Origin of the sequence: Mycobacterium deserti (genome assembly GCF_025345615.1) — a bacterium.
In the GTDB taxonomy this organism is placed as follows: domain Bacteria; phylum Actinomycetota; class Actinomycetes; order Mycobacteriales; family Mycobacteriaceae; genus Mycobacterium; species Mycobacterium deserti.
Window position 1 is genome coordinate 138,466 of record NZ_JAODWD010000002.1, and the last position, 14,463, is coordinate 152,928.

General features: G+C 66.0%; 12 protein-coding genes and 1 pseudogene. 9 read left to right on the forward strand and 4 right to left on the reverse strand.

What is annotated here, in order from left to right; translation table 11 throughout:
• Position 1 precedes the first annotated feature (1 nt).
• The 4 genes from N4S67_RS06785 to N4S67_RS06800 are packed head-to-tail and all read left to right on the forward strand — an operon-like array spanning position 2 to position 7,229.
• Positions 2–1,429: a hypothetical protein gene (locus tag N4S67_RS06785; protein ID WP_260992205.1), complete on the forward strand. Its 1,428-nt coding sequence runs from the start codon at positions 2–4 to the stop codon at positions 1,427–1,429.
• Positions 1,426–1,944: a hypothetical protein gene (locus tag N4S67_RS06790; protein ID WP_260992206.1), complete on the forward strand. Its 519-nt coding sequence runs from the start codon at positions 1,426–1,428 to the stop codon at positions 1,942–1,944. Before N4S67_RS06785 ends, N4S67_RS06790 begins: the two co-directional genes overlap by 4 nt.
• Positions 1,945–1,953: 9 nt before the next feature.
• The gene (locus N4S67_RS06795; RefSeq protein ID WP_260992207.1) at positions 1,954–5,148 is read left to right on the forward strand and encodes an ATP-binding protein; all 3,195 of its coding nucleotides are present in this window, start codon (positions 1,954–1,956) and stop codon (positions 5,146–5,148) included.
• Positions 5,145–7,229 (forward strand): FAD-dependent oxidoreductase, encoded by a 2,085-nt coding sequence (locus N4S67_RS06800; protein ID WP_260992208.1) that lies wholly within the window; start codon positions 5,145–5,147, stop codon positions 7,227–7,229. Before N4S67_RS06795 ends, N4S67_RS06800 begins: the two co-directional genes overlap by 4 nt.
• A gap of 7 nt (positions 7,230–7,236) precedes the next feature.
• On the opposite strand, the gene N4S67_RS06805 is transcribed toward N4S67_RS06800, so the two are convergent.
• Positions 7,237–7,791 carry a CGNR zinc finger domain-containing protein gene (locus tag N4S67_RS06805; protein ID WP_260993033.1) on the reverse strand — a complete coding sequence of 185 codons (555 nt, stop codon included), beginning with the start codon at positions 7,789–7,791 and terminating at the stop codon, positions 7,237–7,239.
• 74 nt (positions 7,792–7,865) lie between these two features.
• Here N4S67_RS06805 and N4S67_RS06810 point away from each other — a divergent pair, with 74 nt between their 5' ends.
• From N4S67_RS06810 to N4S67_RS06830, 5 genes are all read left to right on the forward strand, one after another.
• Entirely contained in the window at positions 7,866–8,879 is a 1,014-nt protein-coding gene (locus tag N4S67_RS06810) for an EamA family transporter (RefSeq protein ID WP_260992209.1), read from the forward strand.
• A gap of 33 nt (positions 8,880–8,912) precedes the next feature.
• Complete coding sequence (locus tag N4S67_RS06815) at positions 8,913–9,701, forward strand: cutinase family protein (RefSeq protein WP_390893268.1); 789 nt, start codon at positions 8,913–8,915, stop codon at positions 9,699–9,701.
• 27 nt (positions 9,702–9,728) lie between these two features.
• Positions 9,729–10,370: a cutinase family protein gene (locus tag N4S67_RS06820; protein ID WP_260992210.1), complete on the forward strand. Its 642-nt coding sequence runs from the start codon at positions 9,729–9,731 to the stop codon at positions 10,368–10,370.
• Positions 10,371–10,479: 109 nt separating this feature from the next.
• Complete coding sequence (locus tag N4S67_RS06825; RefSeq protein WP_260993035.1) at positions 10,480–11,052, forward strand: cutinase family protein; 573 nt, start codon at positions 10,480–10,482, stop codon at positions 11,050–11,052.
• Positions 11,053–11,155: 103 nt separating this feature from the next.
• Positions 11,156–11,779 (forward strand): cutinase family protein, encoded by a 624-nt coding sequence (locus N4S67_RS06830; protein ID WP_390893320.1) that lies wholly within the window; start codon positions 11,156–11,158, stop codon positions 11,777–11,779.
• Here N4S67_RS06830 and truA read toward each other — a convergent pair.
• The 3 genes and pseudogenes from truA to N4S67_RS06845 all read right to left on the reverse strand — a co-directional run bounded on the left by truA (position 11,776) and on the right by N4S67_RS06845 (position 14,424).
• On the reverse strand, positions 11,776–12,645 hold the full coding sequence (gene truA, locus N4S67_RS06835) for a tRNA pseudouridine(38-40) synthase TruA (RefSeq protein ID WP_260992211.1): 870 nt from the start codon (positions 12,643–12,645) through the stop codon (positions 11,776–11,778). The genes N4S67_RS06830 and truA overlap by 4 nt on opposite strands.
• A gap of 130 nt (positions 12,646–12,775) precedes the next feature.
• Positions 12,776–13,282, reverse strand: a pseudogene (rplQ, locus tag N4S67_RS06840) (50S ribosomal protein L17); the annotation flags it as partial.
• Positions 13,283–13,371: 89 nt separating this feature from the next.
• Positions 13,372–14,424 carry a DNA-directed RNA polymerase subunit alpha gene (locus N4S67_RS06845; protein WP_260992213.1) on the reverse strand — a complete coding sequence of 351 codons (1,053 nt, stop codon included), beginning with the start codon at positions 14,422–14,424 and terminating at the stop codon, positions 13,372–13,374.
• Positions 14,425–14,463 lie beyond the last annotated feature (39 nt).

The window sequence follows — 14,463 nt, forward strand, 5'->3', positions numbered from 1 at the left end:
CATGAGTCACGTTCACTCGTTGTTGGCAATCTATAGCGCTCTCGATCAGCTGGTCCTGGAGACAGGTGATCCACGGATCGAGAGGGTGGTCGACAGATTCTTGCCGGGAACGGCCGGAAACGCGGGCTGGTCTCGAGAGATCATGCGTTTCCTCAGCGATCCGGACAATCCCCTGCCTGAATTTCCGTCGGTGACCGAAGCGGTCAACGACATCGTCGATGCGGAGCGCACCTCCGAGGAATCCGAGCCGGGCACCAAACCGAACCCGCCGACGGCGTCCGAGCTGTCACGGCTGACTTACGTGCTCGGAGTGCTGGGGCGCCTTGAGGGCGGCGAAACCGAGATCGACAACGACGCGCTGCTGACGGGACTGTCGTTGGTGGTGCCCCGCGGCGAGCGTGAAGACGAAACCGCTTACCACCTGCTTCAACATTTTCGAACCCACTTCGGGGAGCGCGACGACTGGCCGGCCGTCATGCGGCAGGCCGAGGCGCAAGGGTGGATCCAGCCACTCATCGCGCGAATACCGGTATGCCACACCAGGTTGAAGAACGCCCACGGTCACCTGTGTGTGGTTCTCAGAACCGAGTTCAAGAGCGAGGACGTATCGCTCGACGAGCTGAGAAATGTTGTCGATCCACTGAATTGGGATGAGTGCCTGCCGTTCTTCTGCGAGATGCAGGAGATTCCCAAGCCCCAACGCGCGGACGGCTGGCGCCGGGTGTTAGAGGTTTGCAACACCACCTGCCCTACTCCTCCCGATATGAGGACACCGCTGAAGTATTGGTTGGGTCCGTCCACGTCAGAGGCGATGCAGTTCGACACACCGATGGCGTGGGTGAACTACGAACTCGATGACACGCCGGGTGCCGCGGCGCTCGGAGACGGTCGGGTCCTAGTCGATGAGGGCTACATCAAGATGTACTCCACCGTAGGAAACGCCACCGCTGACGGGGTTCGCGTCGTCACCAAGAAAGTGGTGTGCTTCCGGGATCTCTCGGAGGTCGCCATCGCGATGCTGGCGTGCGTATCCGGCTACGGCAACCAAGGCATGGACATGCTGCTCGACGGAGTCGCGGAGCAACAGAAGAATCCGGGACGCTTCAAACCGTGGACGCCTTCTGCACTTCCGGGCGCAACCGGCGGCACCTCATCGGGCGCGCCGACCTCCCCGACCGACATCTCTGTGCCATCTGACCCTGGTCGTCCGAGCCGGCGCGCCATCACGCTTGCCGTGGAGATGGCGAATGAATGCATCGAAGACTTCTCGAAGAGGAGCACCTCGGTCGCCGCCAAGATGGCCACCGGGACCATGCCCATCTCCGAGATGGTCGCGCTCAACACCGAGTTCGCCGTTCGACTGGCGACTGATCCGTGGCGCTACTGGGACCGACTGCGGCAAGAGCTGGGCACGGGCGGTGCGAAATGACCGCACCTGGAGCGAAGATGAACCAGATCATCGGCTTCTCGCGTCAGCTGATAGACCACGCCGGTGCGATCGCGGTCGAGACGAACGATCAGATCGACGCCGGCACATTCGATTACGCCAAGTGGGCACAGGCAATGCTGAAACTGTGGGACTTCGGTCTCGCGGGCAGCGTGGATCTGGCGTCCGACGTGCTGGCACCCTGCTTCACATGCCCTCCCGGTGCGGATGAGCCGGAATACTCGGACTATCTCAGCGCCCCCGACAGTGGCGTGGCGCGCAAAGTGTCGGTTGTGCCCGGTTCGTTCTTCCATGTCGGCGCACCCTCATTCGTAATCGAGGACTACCGGATTTCCATCGACCCACCGGTGCTCAAGCCGCATGTGACGCATTTCCGCGTCGGAGTCCTGTGGACCGGGCTTCGAAGCGGCACCTACCGCGGAACAGTGCGGCTGCAACCCGAGCCCGCATCGGACGTCGTGATCGACGACATCCTCGAGGTGATCGTCGACCTGTGAGCAGGCCGCATGACTGAACCCACGGTCGACGAATTGCTCGACCACGCAGTCCAAGCACTCAACCGGGGCGACCGGGCTAGGGCCAAACAGCTCGCCAAGAAGGTGCTCGCCGTCGACCGGGGCAACCCGGAGGCCGAAGACCTTCTGGCCGCACCGGCCGGGCGGAACGAACTTCGCAGGCTCACAATGATGTTCGCCGACATCGTCGACTCGACGGCGCTGTCCACGCGGATCGAACCCGAGGTCTACCGCACCGTCATCGGCCGGTATCGGGATCAGGTCAGAGAAATCGTCGACCGCTACGAGGGCCACATCTTCTCGACCAAGGGTGACGGATTGCTCGTCGTATTCGGCCACCCACGCGCGCACGAGAACGACGTCCTTCGCGCAGTGCAGGCGGGACTCGACATCACCCGCGAGGTGGCCAGGCTGAGCGAACGGGTGAAGAAACGCTTCGGCTTCGAGATCTCCGTCCGTGTCGGAATCCACCGCGGCACCGTATATCTCGACACCGGTCAAGACGACGTCTACGGACTCGGCGCCAATCTCGCGTCTCGGGTCTCCGGACTGGCGCCGCCAGGAACGGTCGTCATCTCCAAGGCGATCGAAGCCTTGGTTCGCGACAGTTTCGACCTAGCGGATCGGCCCGCTCAACCCGTCAAGGGAATTGAAGGCGACATCGAGCACTACCAAGTGCTCGGCGAACGCATCAGCCCGTCCAGGGTTCCCATCGGGCCCCTCGTCGGCCGCGATGAAGAACTTGCGTACCTGACGACCAGTTGGGAGCAGGCCCAGGTCGGAGGACTCACCACTACGGGTGTCGCGTTCTGCGGCGAGGCGGGCATGGGAAAGAGCCGGCTCGCGACCGCCGCAGCGCTGCTCGCCACGCAATCCGGCGCACCGGTCGTGGCGCTGCACGGATCGGTCTTTCACGCCGATGCCGGTCTGCACCCGGTGCGTCGTCTGCTCGAGAATCGCTGCGGGATCGACCGCACCACCGAACAGTCGCAGCGCTTGCGTCTGCTGGAGGCAGAGGTGCGCGACGTCGGCCTCGACCCCGAAACCGCCCTATCGCTTCTGGCGCCGGTGCTCGGCATTGCCGCCGAGCACGGTTACACACCCATAGCTGCGCAGGGCGCAAAACTGTACGAGCAGATCTCCGCGGCCATCGCCGAGTACCTGCTGGCATGCTTTCGGGACAGCGCCGGGGTACTGCTCATCGAGGATTTGCATTGGTTCGACGCATCGACGATCGACGTCGTGAACGCCTTGGTGGACCTTCGATCGCCACGGTTGCTCATCGTGATGACCAGTCGGGAGGCGGCCTCGATACCCCGCGCGACGAGCGTCAAATGGTTTGACCTGTCGCCACTGACCGCCCAGCAGACCGAGACCCTTGTCGGCGCGTTGGACGCCGATCTGTCGATCATCGAGCGCGCCACCATCGCCCGCCGATGCGACGGCGTGCCGCTGTACATCGAAGAAGTCGTCACCAAGATCCGCGAACAACCTACGGACACCGCGCGCTGGGAGAGTGTTCCCGACACCCTCTACGAGGCGCTGTTCGCCCGGCTTCGTACGAGCGACAACGCAATCCCCGTTGTGCAGGCGGCCGCGACCATCGGGCGCGACTTCGACCGCAACCTGCTGTCGCTGATCGTCGACATCACCGACGAGGACTTCGACGCCGCCATTCGCGAACTCGAGGATGCGATGGTATTCGAGAAGTCGGGGCCGAATCAGTGGCGCTTCCGGCACGAGTTGCTGCGCGAAGTGGCCTATGAATTGCCTCCGCCGAGCGTACGACGCAGTCTGCACGCAGGCGTCGCTGACGCACTGGTGGGAACCTCCGGCGAGGATGCGTCCGACTGGCGGCTCGTCGCGTTTCACTACGACAAGGCCGACAGGGTCGAGGATGCGGCGATGGCCTACCAGCTGGCCGCAGCCGACGCTCGCCGCCGCGGCGCCCTCGAGGAGTCCCGGCGGAACCTGACGAACGCCCTTGCCCAGATCGACCGCCAGGCTCCCGGCCTGGCGCGCGACCGCAAAGAGGTGCGGCTGCGTCTTCGCCGCGGGTTCCTCGCTTCGGCGGCCGAGGGCACGGCGAGCCCTCAGGCGGCTGCCGACTTCGAACGGTGCGTGGAGCTGACCAAGTCCGAACTGCGGCCCGAGGATCTGTTCGCAGCGCTCACCGCCTTGTGGGCCTACTACCTCCCCCGCGGTGACATTCACCGCGCGCTGGAGATGTCGCAGAACGTCGGAGGGGTGATCGCTGACGTCGGTGACTGGTTCGTGCCGCACGGCCAGGCCGGCTTCGGAATGGTGCTGTGGTACCGCGGAGACTTCGGCACTGCAAGGGGACTGCTGGAGGATTCGGTCGCCGCGCTGTCCGACTTGGACGTCGACATTCTCGACGCCGTCTGGTTCGTCCCCAACGAGCCGGTGGCCTCGACCCACACCCACCTCGCGCTGGCCCGGGCTGTGCAAGGCGACCTCGCAGGAGCCGATGTTGAGTTCGCCGAGGCGCGTCGACGCGCCGAAACGCTCAGCTTTCCGCAAGGCCCGTTCAGCCTCGCCTACTCCCAGTGCTACGAGGTGTGGGCGCGGCTGGAGGCGGGCCAATTCGACCACGTCGCAACCATCATCGGCGAGATGGCCGCGAACGCGGAGCAGCACGGTTTCGACTCCTTCGGGTTCATCGCCACCACCGAGGGCGCCGCGGCCGCGGCGTTGTCGGCTGTCGCGCACGACACCGTCGAAGCAACCGAACTGCAAGGCCACATCGCCACTATGACCATGCTCGTCGATGCCTGGCGGGCAGCGGAGTCGAAACTCTTCGTCACGTTTTACGACGGCGTGCTCGCGCAACTGCTGATCGCAGCGGACCACATGGACCAGGCCCGCGAGCGAATCGCGATCGCGCTGAAACTCGCCGAGGAAACCGATGCCAAGTTCTATCACGCGGAGCTTCTGCGGCTACGCGCCAAGACCGCCAACGACGACGAGTCCCGTGCCAGTGATCTCGTCGAGGCGATCACAGTGGCCCGCAAACAGCGCGCACTTATCTTCGAATTGCGCGCCGCAATCGATGATTTCGAGCTCCGTGGGGACGACGCCCGCCGGGTGCTGGTCGATGCTGTGGACCGATTCGCGGATGGCAGCGCATGGCCTGAGTTGGCCCGGGCCCGGACGCTGCTCGGGTGAAGCGGCCAGGCGGCAAAGTCGTCATCCTCGGTGGCGGCATGGCGGGGTTGGCCGCCGCCTGGCGTCTGAGTGAGCCCGGCTGGCACGACCGTTTCGACTCGATCACCGTCTACCAACGCGGCTGGCGGCTCGGAGGCAAGGGTGCATCCAGCCGGGGCGAGAACGGGCGGATCGAAGAACACGGGCTGCACATCTGGCTGGGGTCGTATGAGAACGCGTTCGGGCTGCTTCGCGAGTGCTACGCCGAACTCGACAGGGCGAGAACGGACCCGGCCGCCCCGATCAAGAAGTGGGACGAGGCGCTCATCCCCGGGGACAATCTGGGGCTGGCCGACGAATTGGGCAGCGATTGGTTGATGTGGCTGGGGACCTTCACCCGCAACAACGGCCTGCCGGGCGAGCCCGACAGCACCGGACGAGAACAGACCGTCATCGAGTTCATCACGCGCGCAATCCGACTCGTTCGTGACTTCGCCGAATCACTTCGCGGCGCGCCGCCTGCCGGCCTGACCCTGTCCACCTCCCCCGACCCGCCACCGCCGAAGGGCCGCGCGATTGACGCCATCGGCTATGCGGTATTGACCGCAATGTCATCGCTTGCCGACTCACAACTCTCAGCACGCGCGGTATCTGACGCGCTCGAGCACGCACTCGACGCCGTGCGGGATGTTCTCGATTACGAGAACCGACCGGACCACAAGCGCTCCTGGCTGTTGCTGTCGCTGATGACAGCGGTGATTCGCGGGATTCTCGCTGACAACCTCGTGACCGACCCCCGCGGCTTTCGAGCCATCAACGACGAGGACTTCAACGACTGGATCGCACGACACGGCGCGCATCCCGACGTGCACGAGTTCGCCTTGGTCCGCGGTCTTTACGACTTGGTGTTCGGTTATCTCGACGCCGACCCCGAGCGGCCGTCCTTCGGTGCCGGCCTTGCCGTGTTCCTGACCGGCCTCGTGCTTTTCCAGTACAAGGGCGCCATCTTCTGGAAAATGACCGCGGGAATGGGCGACGTGATCATCGCCCCGGTCTACCAAGCGCTGCGACGACGCGGCGTCCGGTTCGAATTCTTTCACCGCCTCGACGCTCTGCATCTCGACGAGAACCGTCTCGCCGTGGACGCAATATCCTTTACCCGTCAGGTCGGTCTCGCTGACGGCGCCGACCACTATGAGCCGCTGACCACCGTGCGCGGTCTACCGGTGTTTCCCAGCGAGCCGCTCGTGGACCAATTGGCGACGCCGGTGATGACGCCCGCGGGCGGATGGCACTGCCTGGAGTCACATTGGGCGGAGCGCAGCGACGACGAAGAGCCTCGGCGCTTGCAGCGCGGCGTCGATTTCGACCATGTCGTGCTCGCCGTTTCTGTCGGAATGCTGCCGATCGTCGCGAACGAACTGATCGAGGATCGCCCCGAATGGCGTGAGATGACGACGCATATCCGCACGGTCGCGACGCAGGCGTTCCAGATCTGGATGCGACCCGACGAGCCGACTCTGGGCTGGCACGAGCCTGGTGTGACGATCAGCGCCTACCTGCGGCCGTTCGAGACGTGGGCGTCGATGCCACAGACGCTGTGGGCCGAGGACTGGCCCGACGACGACAGGCCGGGCACAGTCGCCTATTTCTGCGGCACGCTGAGCGCACCCTGGCCAACGACGGAAGCCGGTAGCGGCTATGCGCAGCGACACCAGCACGTGGTCCGGCGGGCGGCTGTCGACTACATCGATCGCAACCTCGGGCCGTACTTCCCCGGCGCAGTCACTGCAGACGGCTTCGCGTGGCACCTGCTGAGCGGTGTCAACGGCGAACGTGGCGAGCCGGCGTTGGCGACTCAGCATGTGAGCGTCAACGTCGATCCTTCCGACCGGTACGTGCAGTCGGTGCCGGGGACCGAGCGCTATCGACTGCGGCCCGACGAAAGCGGCTACGACAACTTGATTCTGGCCGGCGACTGGACAGACTGCGGGATGAACGCCGGCTGTATCGAGGCGGCGACAATGTCGGGGCTCGAAGCGGCGAATGCAATCCTCGGCCGCAACCGGTATCACCGGATTCGCGGCTACTACATGCCATGACGGCTGCTCACTCGGCGCGTGACCGCCGTTCGCGATAGGCCGCGACATGCTGGCGATTGCCGCAATTTCCGGTGTCGCAGAACTTCCCCGACCGGTTGCGCGACAAATCGATGAGCACCGCCTCGCAGTCCGGCGCGGCGCAGATTTTGAGTCGTCGCAGCTCGCCGCTGCGAATCAAGTCGGCCAGCGCCATCGCCATCTCCGCGCCCATCCGCTGCCAGAGCGGGTCGTGCACGGATGCCAGGTGCAGATGCCACTCGGGCATCTCGGGATGACGGGTCAGCCATGGCGCCGCCTTGGTGTCGCTGAGTAGCGCATTCACCTGACCGACCGCGCGTTCCTCGTCGTGCGCGGCCGCCCAGATCGCGCCCAGCCGCTCGCGCAGCCGATGCACCGCGTGCAGCTCCGCGCCATCGCGGTCGCGGCGGCCGGTCCAGCCGAACCCGTCCAGATACTCGTCGAGTGCAGGCAGGTCGGCCAGTTGCTCGCCGTCCACCCGGTCGCTGTTGATCAGCACACACGCCGCCCGCAACGTGAGTTCGGTGTCATGAGTGAAAAGCATTTGACTCATGATCCCCCTTCCGGCTAGCGTCACGACCAAAGCACATTTTACTCATGACGTCCCGGAGGTGCAGCATGGCGGCCACTGAGCTCACGCGGCGCGTGAAGGCCGACCACTTTCGCGTCGGCCTCATGTTCGCCATCGGATCCGCTTTCGCGTTCGGTTCCTCGGGGCCGTTCGCCAAGTCGCTGATGGGCGCCGGCTGGAGCCCGACCGCCGCGGTCACCGCCCGGTTGGCACTCGGTGCACTGGTGCTGGCCATCTTCGCCTCGATTGTGCGGCCCGGGTGGCACCGCGAGGCGCTGCGCCACGCGAAAGCCGTCATCGCCTACGGGGCCATCCCGATCGCGGGAGCCCAGCTGTTCTATTACAACGCCGTCGCGCACTTGTCCGTTGGCGTCGCACTGCTGCTCGAGTACACCGCACCCATCATCGTCGTCGCCTGGGTGTGGGCCACCACGCGGCGTCGCCCCAGCGCGCTGACGCTTACCGGGGTGGTCATCGCCATCGCCGGGATCATGTTTGTGCTCGACGTCTTCAGCGGGGCTCACATCAACGTCGCAGGCGTGGCATGGGGCTTGGCCGCCGCGGTCTGCGCGGCGTGCTACTTCGTCATGTCGGACCGGGTCGGATCCGACGGCGAGGGGCTCAACCCCGTCACCCTGGCCGCGGGCGGTCTCATCGTCGGCGCCGCGGCCGTCGCACTGTTCGGCGCGAGCGGGGCGATGCCGCTGACCTTCACAGCGAACGACGCCGTCGTCGCGGGCTGGACGACATCGTGGGTCGTGCCCGTCATCGCGCTCGGAGTGGTCGCGACGGCGGTCGCGTACACCACCGGCATCGCCGGCATCTCCCGGCTACGGCCCCGGTTCGCTTCGCTGGTCGGCCTGTCCGAGGTCATGTTCGCGGTGGTCGCGGCGTGGATATTGGTGGGTGAAGCAATCACCGTGATGCAGGCGCTGGGCGGGATCATCGTGCTCCTCGGATTGGCACTGGCCCGCCAGGGCGACCGCTCAGAGATGCTGGCCGACAGCACGTGGCCGGATGGCCCGCTGCAGGAACGACCCCCGTTACGGGCAAACAGTTAGGTCAGTCAAGCCGCGATATGTGACCATATCCGCGTGACTTTGCTGCGCATACCGGTCCGACTTGTGGCGGCTGCGGTTGCCATCGCCGCACTCATCGGCGGTTCCACACCGCTGGCAGTGGCTCAGCCCGGTCCCCCGCCAGGACCGGCGCCCGGTCCGGGCTTCGGCAGCGGTCCCGGCCCCGCCCCCGGACCCGCATACGTGCCGCGGCCCACGTATGTGCCGGGGGTCGGCGCCGCACCCGCAGTCTCACCGAAGTCAACGTGCGCCGACATCGAAGTGATCTTCGCCCGCGGCACCGACGACACACCGGGCCTCGGGACGCCCGGCACAGCGTTCGTCAACGCGCTACGCAACCTGGTCGACGGGCGCAGCATCACCACGTACGCGGTGGACTATCCCGCGTCGTACGACTTCCTGGCAGCCGCCGACGGCGCTGCGGACGCCACCGACCGCATCGGCAGCATGGCGCAGCTGTGCCCGACGACGCGCATCGTGCTCGGCGGCTATTCGCAGGGTGCCGCCGTGATGGACATGCTGGCCGGGATCCCGCCGCTCGGCAACAAAATCGGCAGCATCGGTTCAGCGCCGCCGCTGCCGGCGAATCTTCTGCCCAACATCGCCGCGGTCGCGGTGTTCGGCAATCCCGCAACGAAATTCAGCAATCCAATCACCAGTTCGGTCTTCGCGGGCAAGGCCATCGATCTGTGCAAGGACGGCGACCCGATCTGCTCGGACGGCCGCAACCCGTTCGCGCACAACGACTACGTGAGCACGGGCCTGGTGCAGCAGGCCGCAAGCTTCGTGGCCGGCCTGGTCTGAGGACGCCAGCCGATATCATCTGACCTCGTGACAAGAGATCGACTCCGCCGCGGGCTGGTCGCCGCCGCGATCACCACGTTGACGGCATCCGCAGCGGTCGTCGCACCCGCTTCGGCCCAGGGCTGTTCGGACGTCACGGTCGTCTTCGCCCGTGGCACCGGCGAACCGCCCGGCATAGGGCGAGTCGGTCAGGCCTTCGTCGACGCGCTTCGCCCCCAGATCGGCGGCCGAAGCCTTTCGTCCTACGGAGTGAATTATCCGGCGAGTTACGACTTCGCCTTGGCATCCGAAGGCGCAAGCGACGCGTCGACCTACGTCGCCAACCTCGCGCAGTCGTGCCCGTCGACGCGGATCGTGCTCGGCGGATTCTCCCAGGGGGCCGCGGTTGTCGACATGCTTGCCGGCATCCCCCCGCTGGGCAACCGCCTCGGCGCGATCGGGCCCATGCTGCCCGCGGGCGTCGATTCCAACGTCGCCGCGGTCGCGGTGTTCGGGAATCCGGCCACGAAATTCGGCAACCCGATCACCTCGTCGATGTTCGGCGGACGCGCGATCGATATGTGCAACGACGGCGACCCCATCTGCTCGAGAGGTCGCAATCCCTTCGCGCACAGGGACTACACCGGCGCAGCCGTTGCGGCCGCGAACTTTGTCGCTCGCGTGGTCTGACAGCTTCCACCGGTATGATCTTGAACTTGTGCCACATACTCGTCTCGGCCGTCGGCTGACCGCTTCTGCTGCAGTGACCGCGTCGGTCGCCGCCCTGGTGCCCTTCGGCATGCTGCCCGCGGCGGCGGCGCAAAGCTGCCCCGACATCGAAGTGGTGTTCGCGCGCGGCACCAACGAAGACGTCGGGCTCGGCGTCGTCGGCGGCGCCTTCGTCGACGCGCTACGCAGCAGGACCGGCGGGCGGGAAGTCGGGGCTTACGCCGTGCAATACCCGGCGACCTTTGACTTTCTGCAGGCGGCCGCCGGCGCGAACGATGCCAGCTCACACATCCAACACATGGTCACCACGTGCCCGAACACCAGGCTGGTTTTGGGTGGCTACTCGCAGGGCGCCGCGGTCATCGACGTGATCAGCTCAGTCCCGGTGCCCGGTATCGGATTCGACAGTCCGCTGCCGCCGAACGCGTCGGACCATATCGCTGCCATCGCAGTGTTCGGCAACCCGTCAGCCAAGCTTGGCCTGCCGCTGACGGCCAGCCCGACATGGGGCGGTCGGGCCATTGACCTGTGCAACGCAGGCGACCCGATCTGTCAGACCGACGGCGAAAGCGTGGCGGCCCACCGAGCGTATGCCGGCGGGCCGACCAGCCAGGCCGCCGATTTCGTCGCGGCCCGGCTGTGACCAGGAGTTCACGCTCTTACCGGCGAACGCGTCAATCCTCTCCGCTAGCATCGACCCGGTGATCCGCCGTCATTTCATCGCCGCGGTACTTTCTGCACTCGCCATGGGCGCCCTGATGGTCGTCCCCGAAAGTGCCCGACATACGACACCGAGCGCGCATGCACAGGCGTGTCCGCAAGCCGAGGTCATCTTCGCCCGCGGGCGCATCGAGTCGAGCGGCCCCGGACAGATCGGTCGTGCGTTCTACAACGCCCTGCGTTCGAAGACCGGTAAGGACATCGACCTCTACTCCGTCAACTACCCCGCCGACACCGAGATCGACGTCGGCGCCAACGACATGAGTTCGCGCATCCAGGACATGGCGGCACGGTGCCCCGACACCCGGCTCGTGTTGGGCGGCTACTCGCTGGGCGCTGCGGTCACAGATGTCGTGCTGGCCGCGCCGATCGCGGCGTTCGGGTTCGACAAGCCGCTTCCGCCGGGCATGGACCGCCACATCGCGGCAATCGCGTTGTTCGGCAACGGCGCCGCGTGGGTGGGGCCGATCACCAACTTCAGTCCCCTCTACCGCGAACGCACCATCGAGTTGTGCCACGGCGCCGACCCCATTTGCAATCCGGCCGACCCCAACACGTGGGAGAACAACTGGTCCGACCACCTTGCCGATGCGTATCTGTCGGCAGGCATGGTGAATCAGGCCGTGGACTTCGTGGCGCCGCGCGTCTAGTCGACGACGCGGACGTCTCGGGTCACCTTGGTGCGCGCCTCCAGCTGGTCATCCGGCGGATAGTCCACGCCGACGAGCGTCAGTCCCTGCGGCGGCGCTGCGGCGAAGTCGCTGGACCGCTGCGACGCCCCCAGAAGCGTGGCGCACCAGCTGGGTTCGCGGCGGTGCTCGCCGACCGCCAGCAGAGCGCCGACCAGTGAGCGCACCATCGACCAGCAGAACGCGTCGGCGGTCACATACGCGGTGATGCGATCGCCTTCTTTCGCCCACTCGAGCCGTTGCAGATCGCGGATCGTGGTCGCGCCTTCGCGCCGACGACAGAAGGCTGCGAAATCGTGCAGTCCCACAAGCTCTCGCGACGCGGCGGCCATTGCCTCGACGTTCAACGCACGAGGCCAGGCCGTCACATAGCGCGCCTCCTGCGGCGCCACTCCGTACGGCGCAGTCGAGAGCCGGTATTCGTAGTGTCGCCTCAGCGCAGAGAACCGTGCGTCGAATCCTGGTGCGGCGCGGGTGATGTCAAGGACGCGAACATCGGAGGGCAACAACCGTCCGAGCCGACGCACCAGCGGCAGGAATTCGTCGTCATCAGGCCGCGTCGAACGCGGATACGCGTGCCTCAGCGAACCGGCGGGCACGGCGAGGTGTGCGACCTGACCTGTCGCATGCACACCGGCGTCGGTGCGGCCCGCGGCGCGCAGCTGCACCGGGGTGCGGAATACGGTCGTCAGCGCATCGTTGACCACCCCCGCGACCGTGCGCTGACCGGTTTGTGCCGCCCAGCCGGCGAAGTCCGTTCCGTCATAGGCGATCTCGAAGCGAAGACGAACAAACCCGCCACCGGTGTCGATGGCGGGTTCGTTCATGTCGTCGCTAGGACTTGTCGGCATCCTCGTCGGAATCGTCGACCGGCTTGGCGCGCGGCGCCTCGACCGCGACGGTGTCCTCGGCCTCGGGCAGCTCGTCGGCCGAATCGGCCGTGGCCTCGTCGGCGGTCGGACCCTCGGCGGCCTCTGGCTCGACGGCTGCCTGCGGCGCGGCCGCTGCCGCCACCTTCTGCTCCTCGGCCGAGGCCTCGTCAGTAGCCTGGTCTGCCTTCTTCGCGCCTGCCGTGCGGCGCGCGCGGTTGGCCTCCGAGGTCACCGTCTTCTCCCGCACCAACTCGATGACGGCCATCGGGGCGTTGTCGCCCTTTCGTGCCTCCACCTTGATGATGCGGGTGTAGCCGCCGTTGCGGTCGGAGTAGAACGGACCGATCTCGGCGAACAGCGTGTGCACCACGTCCTTGTCGCGGATCTTCTTCATGACCTCACGCCGGTTGTGCAGCGTGCCCTTCTTGGCGTGGGTGATGAGCTTCTCCGCATAGGGCCGCAACGCCCGCGCCTTGGGTTCGGTCGTCTTGATCCGGCCGTGCTCGAACAACGACGTGGCCAGGTTGGCCAGCAGCGCCTTCTGGTGCGAGGACGACCCGCCGAGGCGAGGGCCCTTGGTGGGCTTGGGCATTGCGACTATCTCCTCATTGAGGCCGGTCCCCGTATCAGGTAGGACCGGGACGGATCGGGCGGGTAGAGCTGGGTGGGAAGGTGCCCTTGTTAGAGCTGTTCGGTTTCGGCGTAGTCCTGGTTGTCGTCCAGGTCGTAGCCGGCATCGCTGTTCCAGGTGCCGGTGGCGACGTCATAGCCGGCAACCTCGGACGGATCAAACGTGGCCGGGCTGTCCTTGAGCGACAGTCCCAGTTGGTGCAGCTTGATCTTCACCTCGTCGATGGACTTCTGGCCGAAGTTGCGGATGTCCAGCAGATCGGACTCCGTGCGGGCGACCAGTTCGCCCACGGTGTGCACACCCTCACGCTTGAGGCAGTTGTACGAGCGCACCGTGAGGTCCAGGTCGTCGATCGGCAGAGCGAAGGACGCGATGTGATCGGCCTCGGCAGGCGAGGGTCCGATCTCGATGCCCTCGGCCTCGACATTGAGTTCCCGTGCCAGACCGAACAGTTCGACCAGCGTCTTGCCGGCCGACGCCAGTGCGTCGCGCGGCGTGATCGAGTTCTTGGTCTCGACGTCGAGGATCAGCTTGTCGAAGTCGGTGCGCTGCTCGACGCGGGTAGCCTCCACCTTGTACGTCACCTTGAGCACCGGCGAGTAGATGGAATCGACCGGGATACGGCCGATTTCGGCACCCGAGGCCTTGTTCTGCACGGCGGGCACGTAACCACGGCCGCGCTCGACGACGAGCTCGACCTCGAGCTTGCCCTTGTCGTTCAGCGTCGCGATGTGCATGTCGGGGTTGTGCACCGTCACGCCGGCGGGCGGAACGATGTCGCCCGCGGTGACCTCACCGGGGCCCTGCTTGCGCAGGTACATGGTGACCGGCTCGTCCTCCTCGGACGACACGACCAGGCCCTTGAGGTTCAGGATGATGTCGGTGACGTCTTCCTTCACACCCGGGACGGTCGTGAACTCGTGCAGCACGCCGTCGATGCGAATGCTGGTGACCGCTGCGCCGGGAATGGACGACAGCAGCGTGCGCCGAAGGGAATTGCCAAGGGTGTAACCGAATCCCGGCTCCAGTGGTTCGATGACGAACTGGGAGCGGTTGTCGGCCTTGACTTCTTCGGACAGGGTTGGGCGCTGAGAGATCAGCATGTTTTTCTTTCCTCCTCGCGGCATCCGCTATTTGATGCC

What these genes read in the sequence shown, in the direction of transcription:
- N4S67_RS06785 (WP_260992205.1), top strand. Translation starts at nt 2, where the DNA reads ATGAGTCACGTTCACTCGTTGTTGGCAATCTATAGCGCTCTCGATCAG.
- N4S67_RS06790 (WP_260992206.1), top strand. Translation starts at nt 1,426, where the DNA reads ATGACCGCACCTGGAGCGAAGATGAACCAGATCATCGGCTTCTCGCGT.
- N4S67_RS06795 (WP_260992207.1), top strand. Translation starts at nt 1,954, where the DNA reads ATGACTGAACCCACGGTCGACGAATTGCTCGACCACGCAGTCCAAGCA.
- N4S67_RS06805 (WP_260993033.1), bottom strand. Translation starts at nt 7,791, where the DNA reads ATGCTTTTCACTCATGACACCGAACTCACGTTGCGGGCGGCGTGTGTG.
- N4S67_RS06810 (WP_260992209.1), top strand. Translation starts at nt 7,866, where the DNA reads ATGGCGGCCACTGAGCTCACGCGGCGCGTGAAGGCCGACCACTTTCGC.
- N4S67_RS06825 (WP_260993035.1), top strand. Translation starts at nt 10,480, where the DNA reads ATGCTGCCCGCGGCGGCGGCGCAAAGCTGCCCCGACATCGAAGTGGTG.
- N4S67_RS06830 (WP_390893320.1), top strand. Translation starts at nt 11,156, where the DNA reads ATGGGCGCCCTGATGGTCGTCCCCGAAAGTGCCCGACATACGACACCG.
- truA (WP_260992211.1), bottom strand. Translation starts at nt 12,645, where the DNA reads ATGAACGAACCCGCCATCGACACCGGTGGCGGGTTTGTTCGTCTTCGC.
- N4S67_RS06845 (WP_260992213.1), bottom strand. Translation starts at nt 14,424, where the DNA reads ATGCTGATCTCTCAGCGCCCAACCCTGTCCGAAGAAGTCAAGGCCGAC.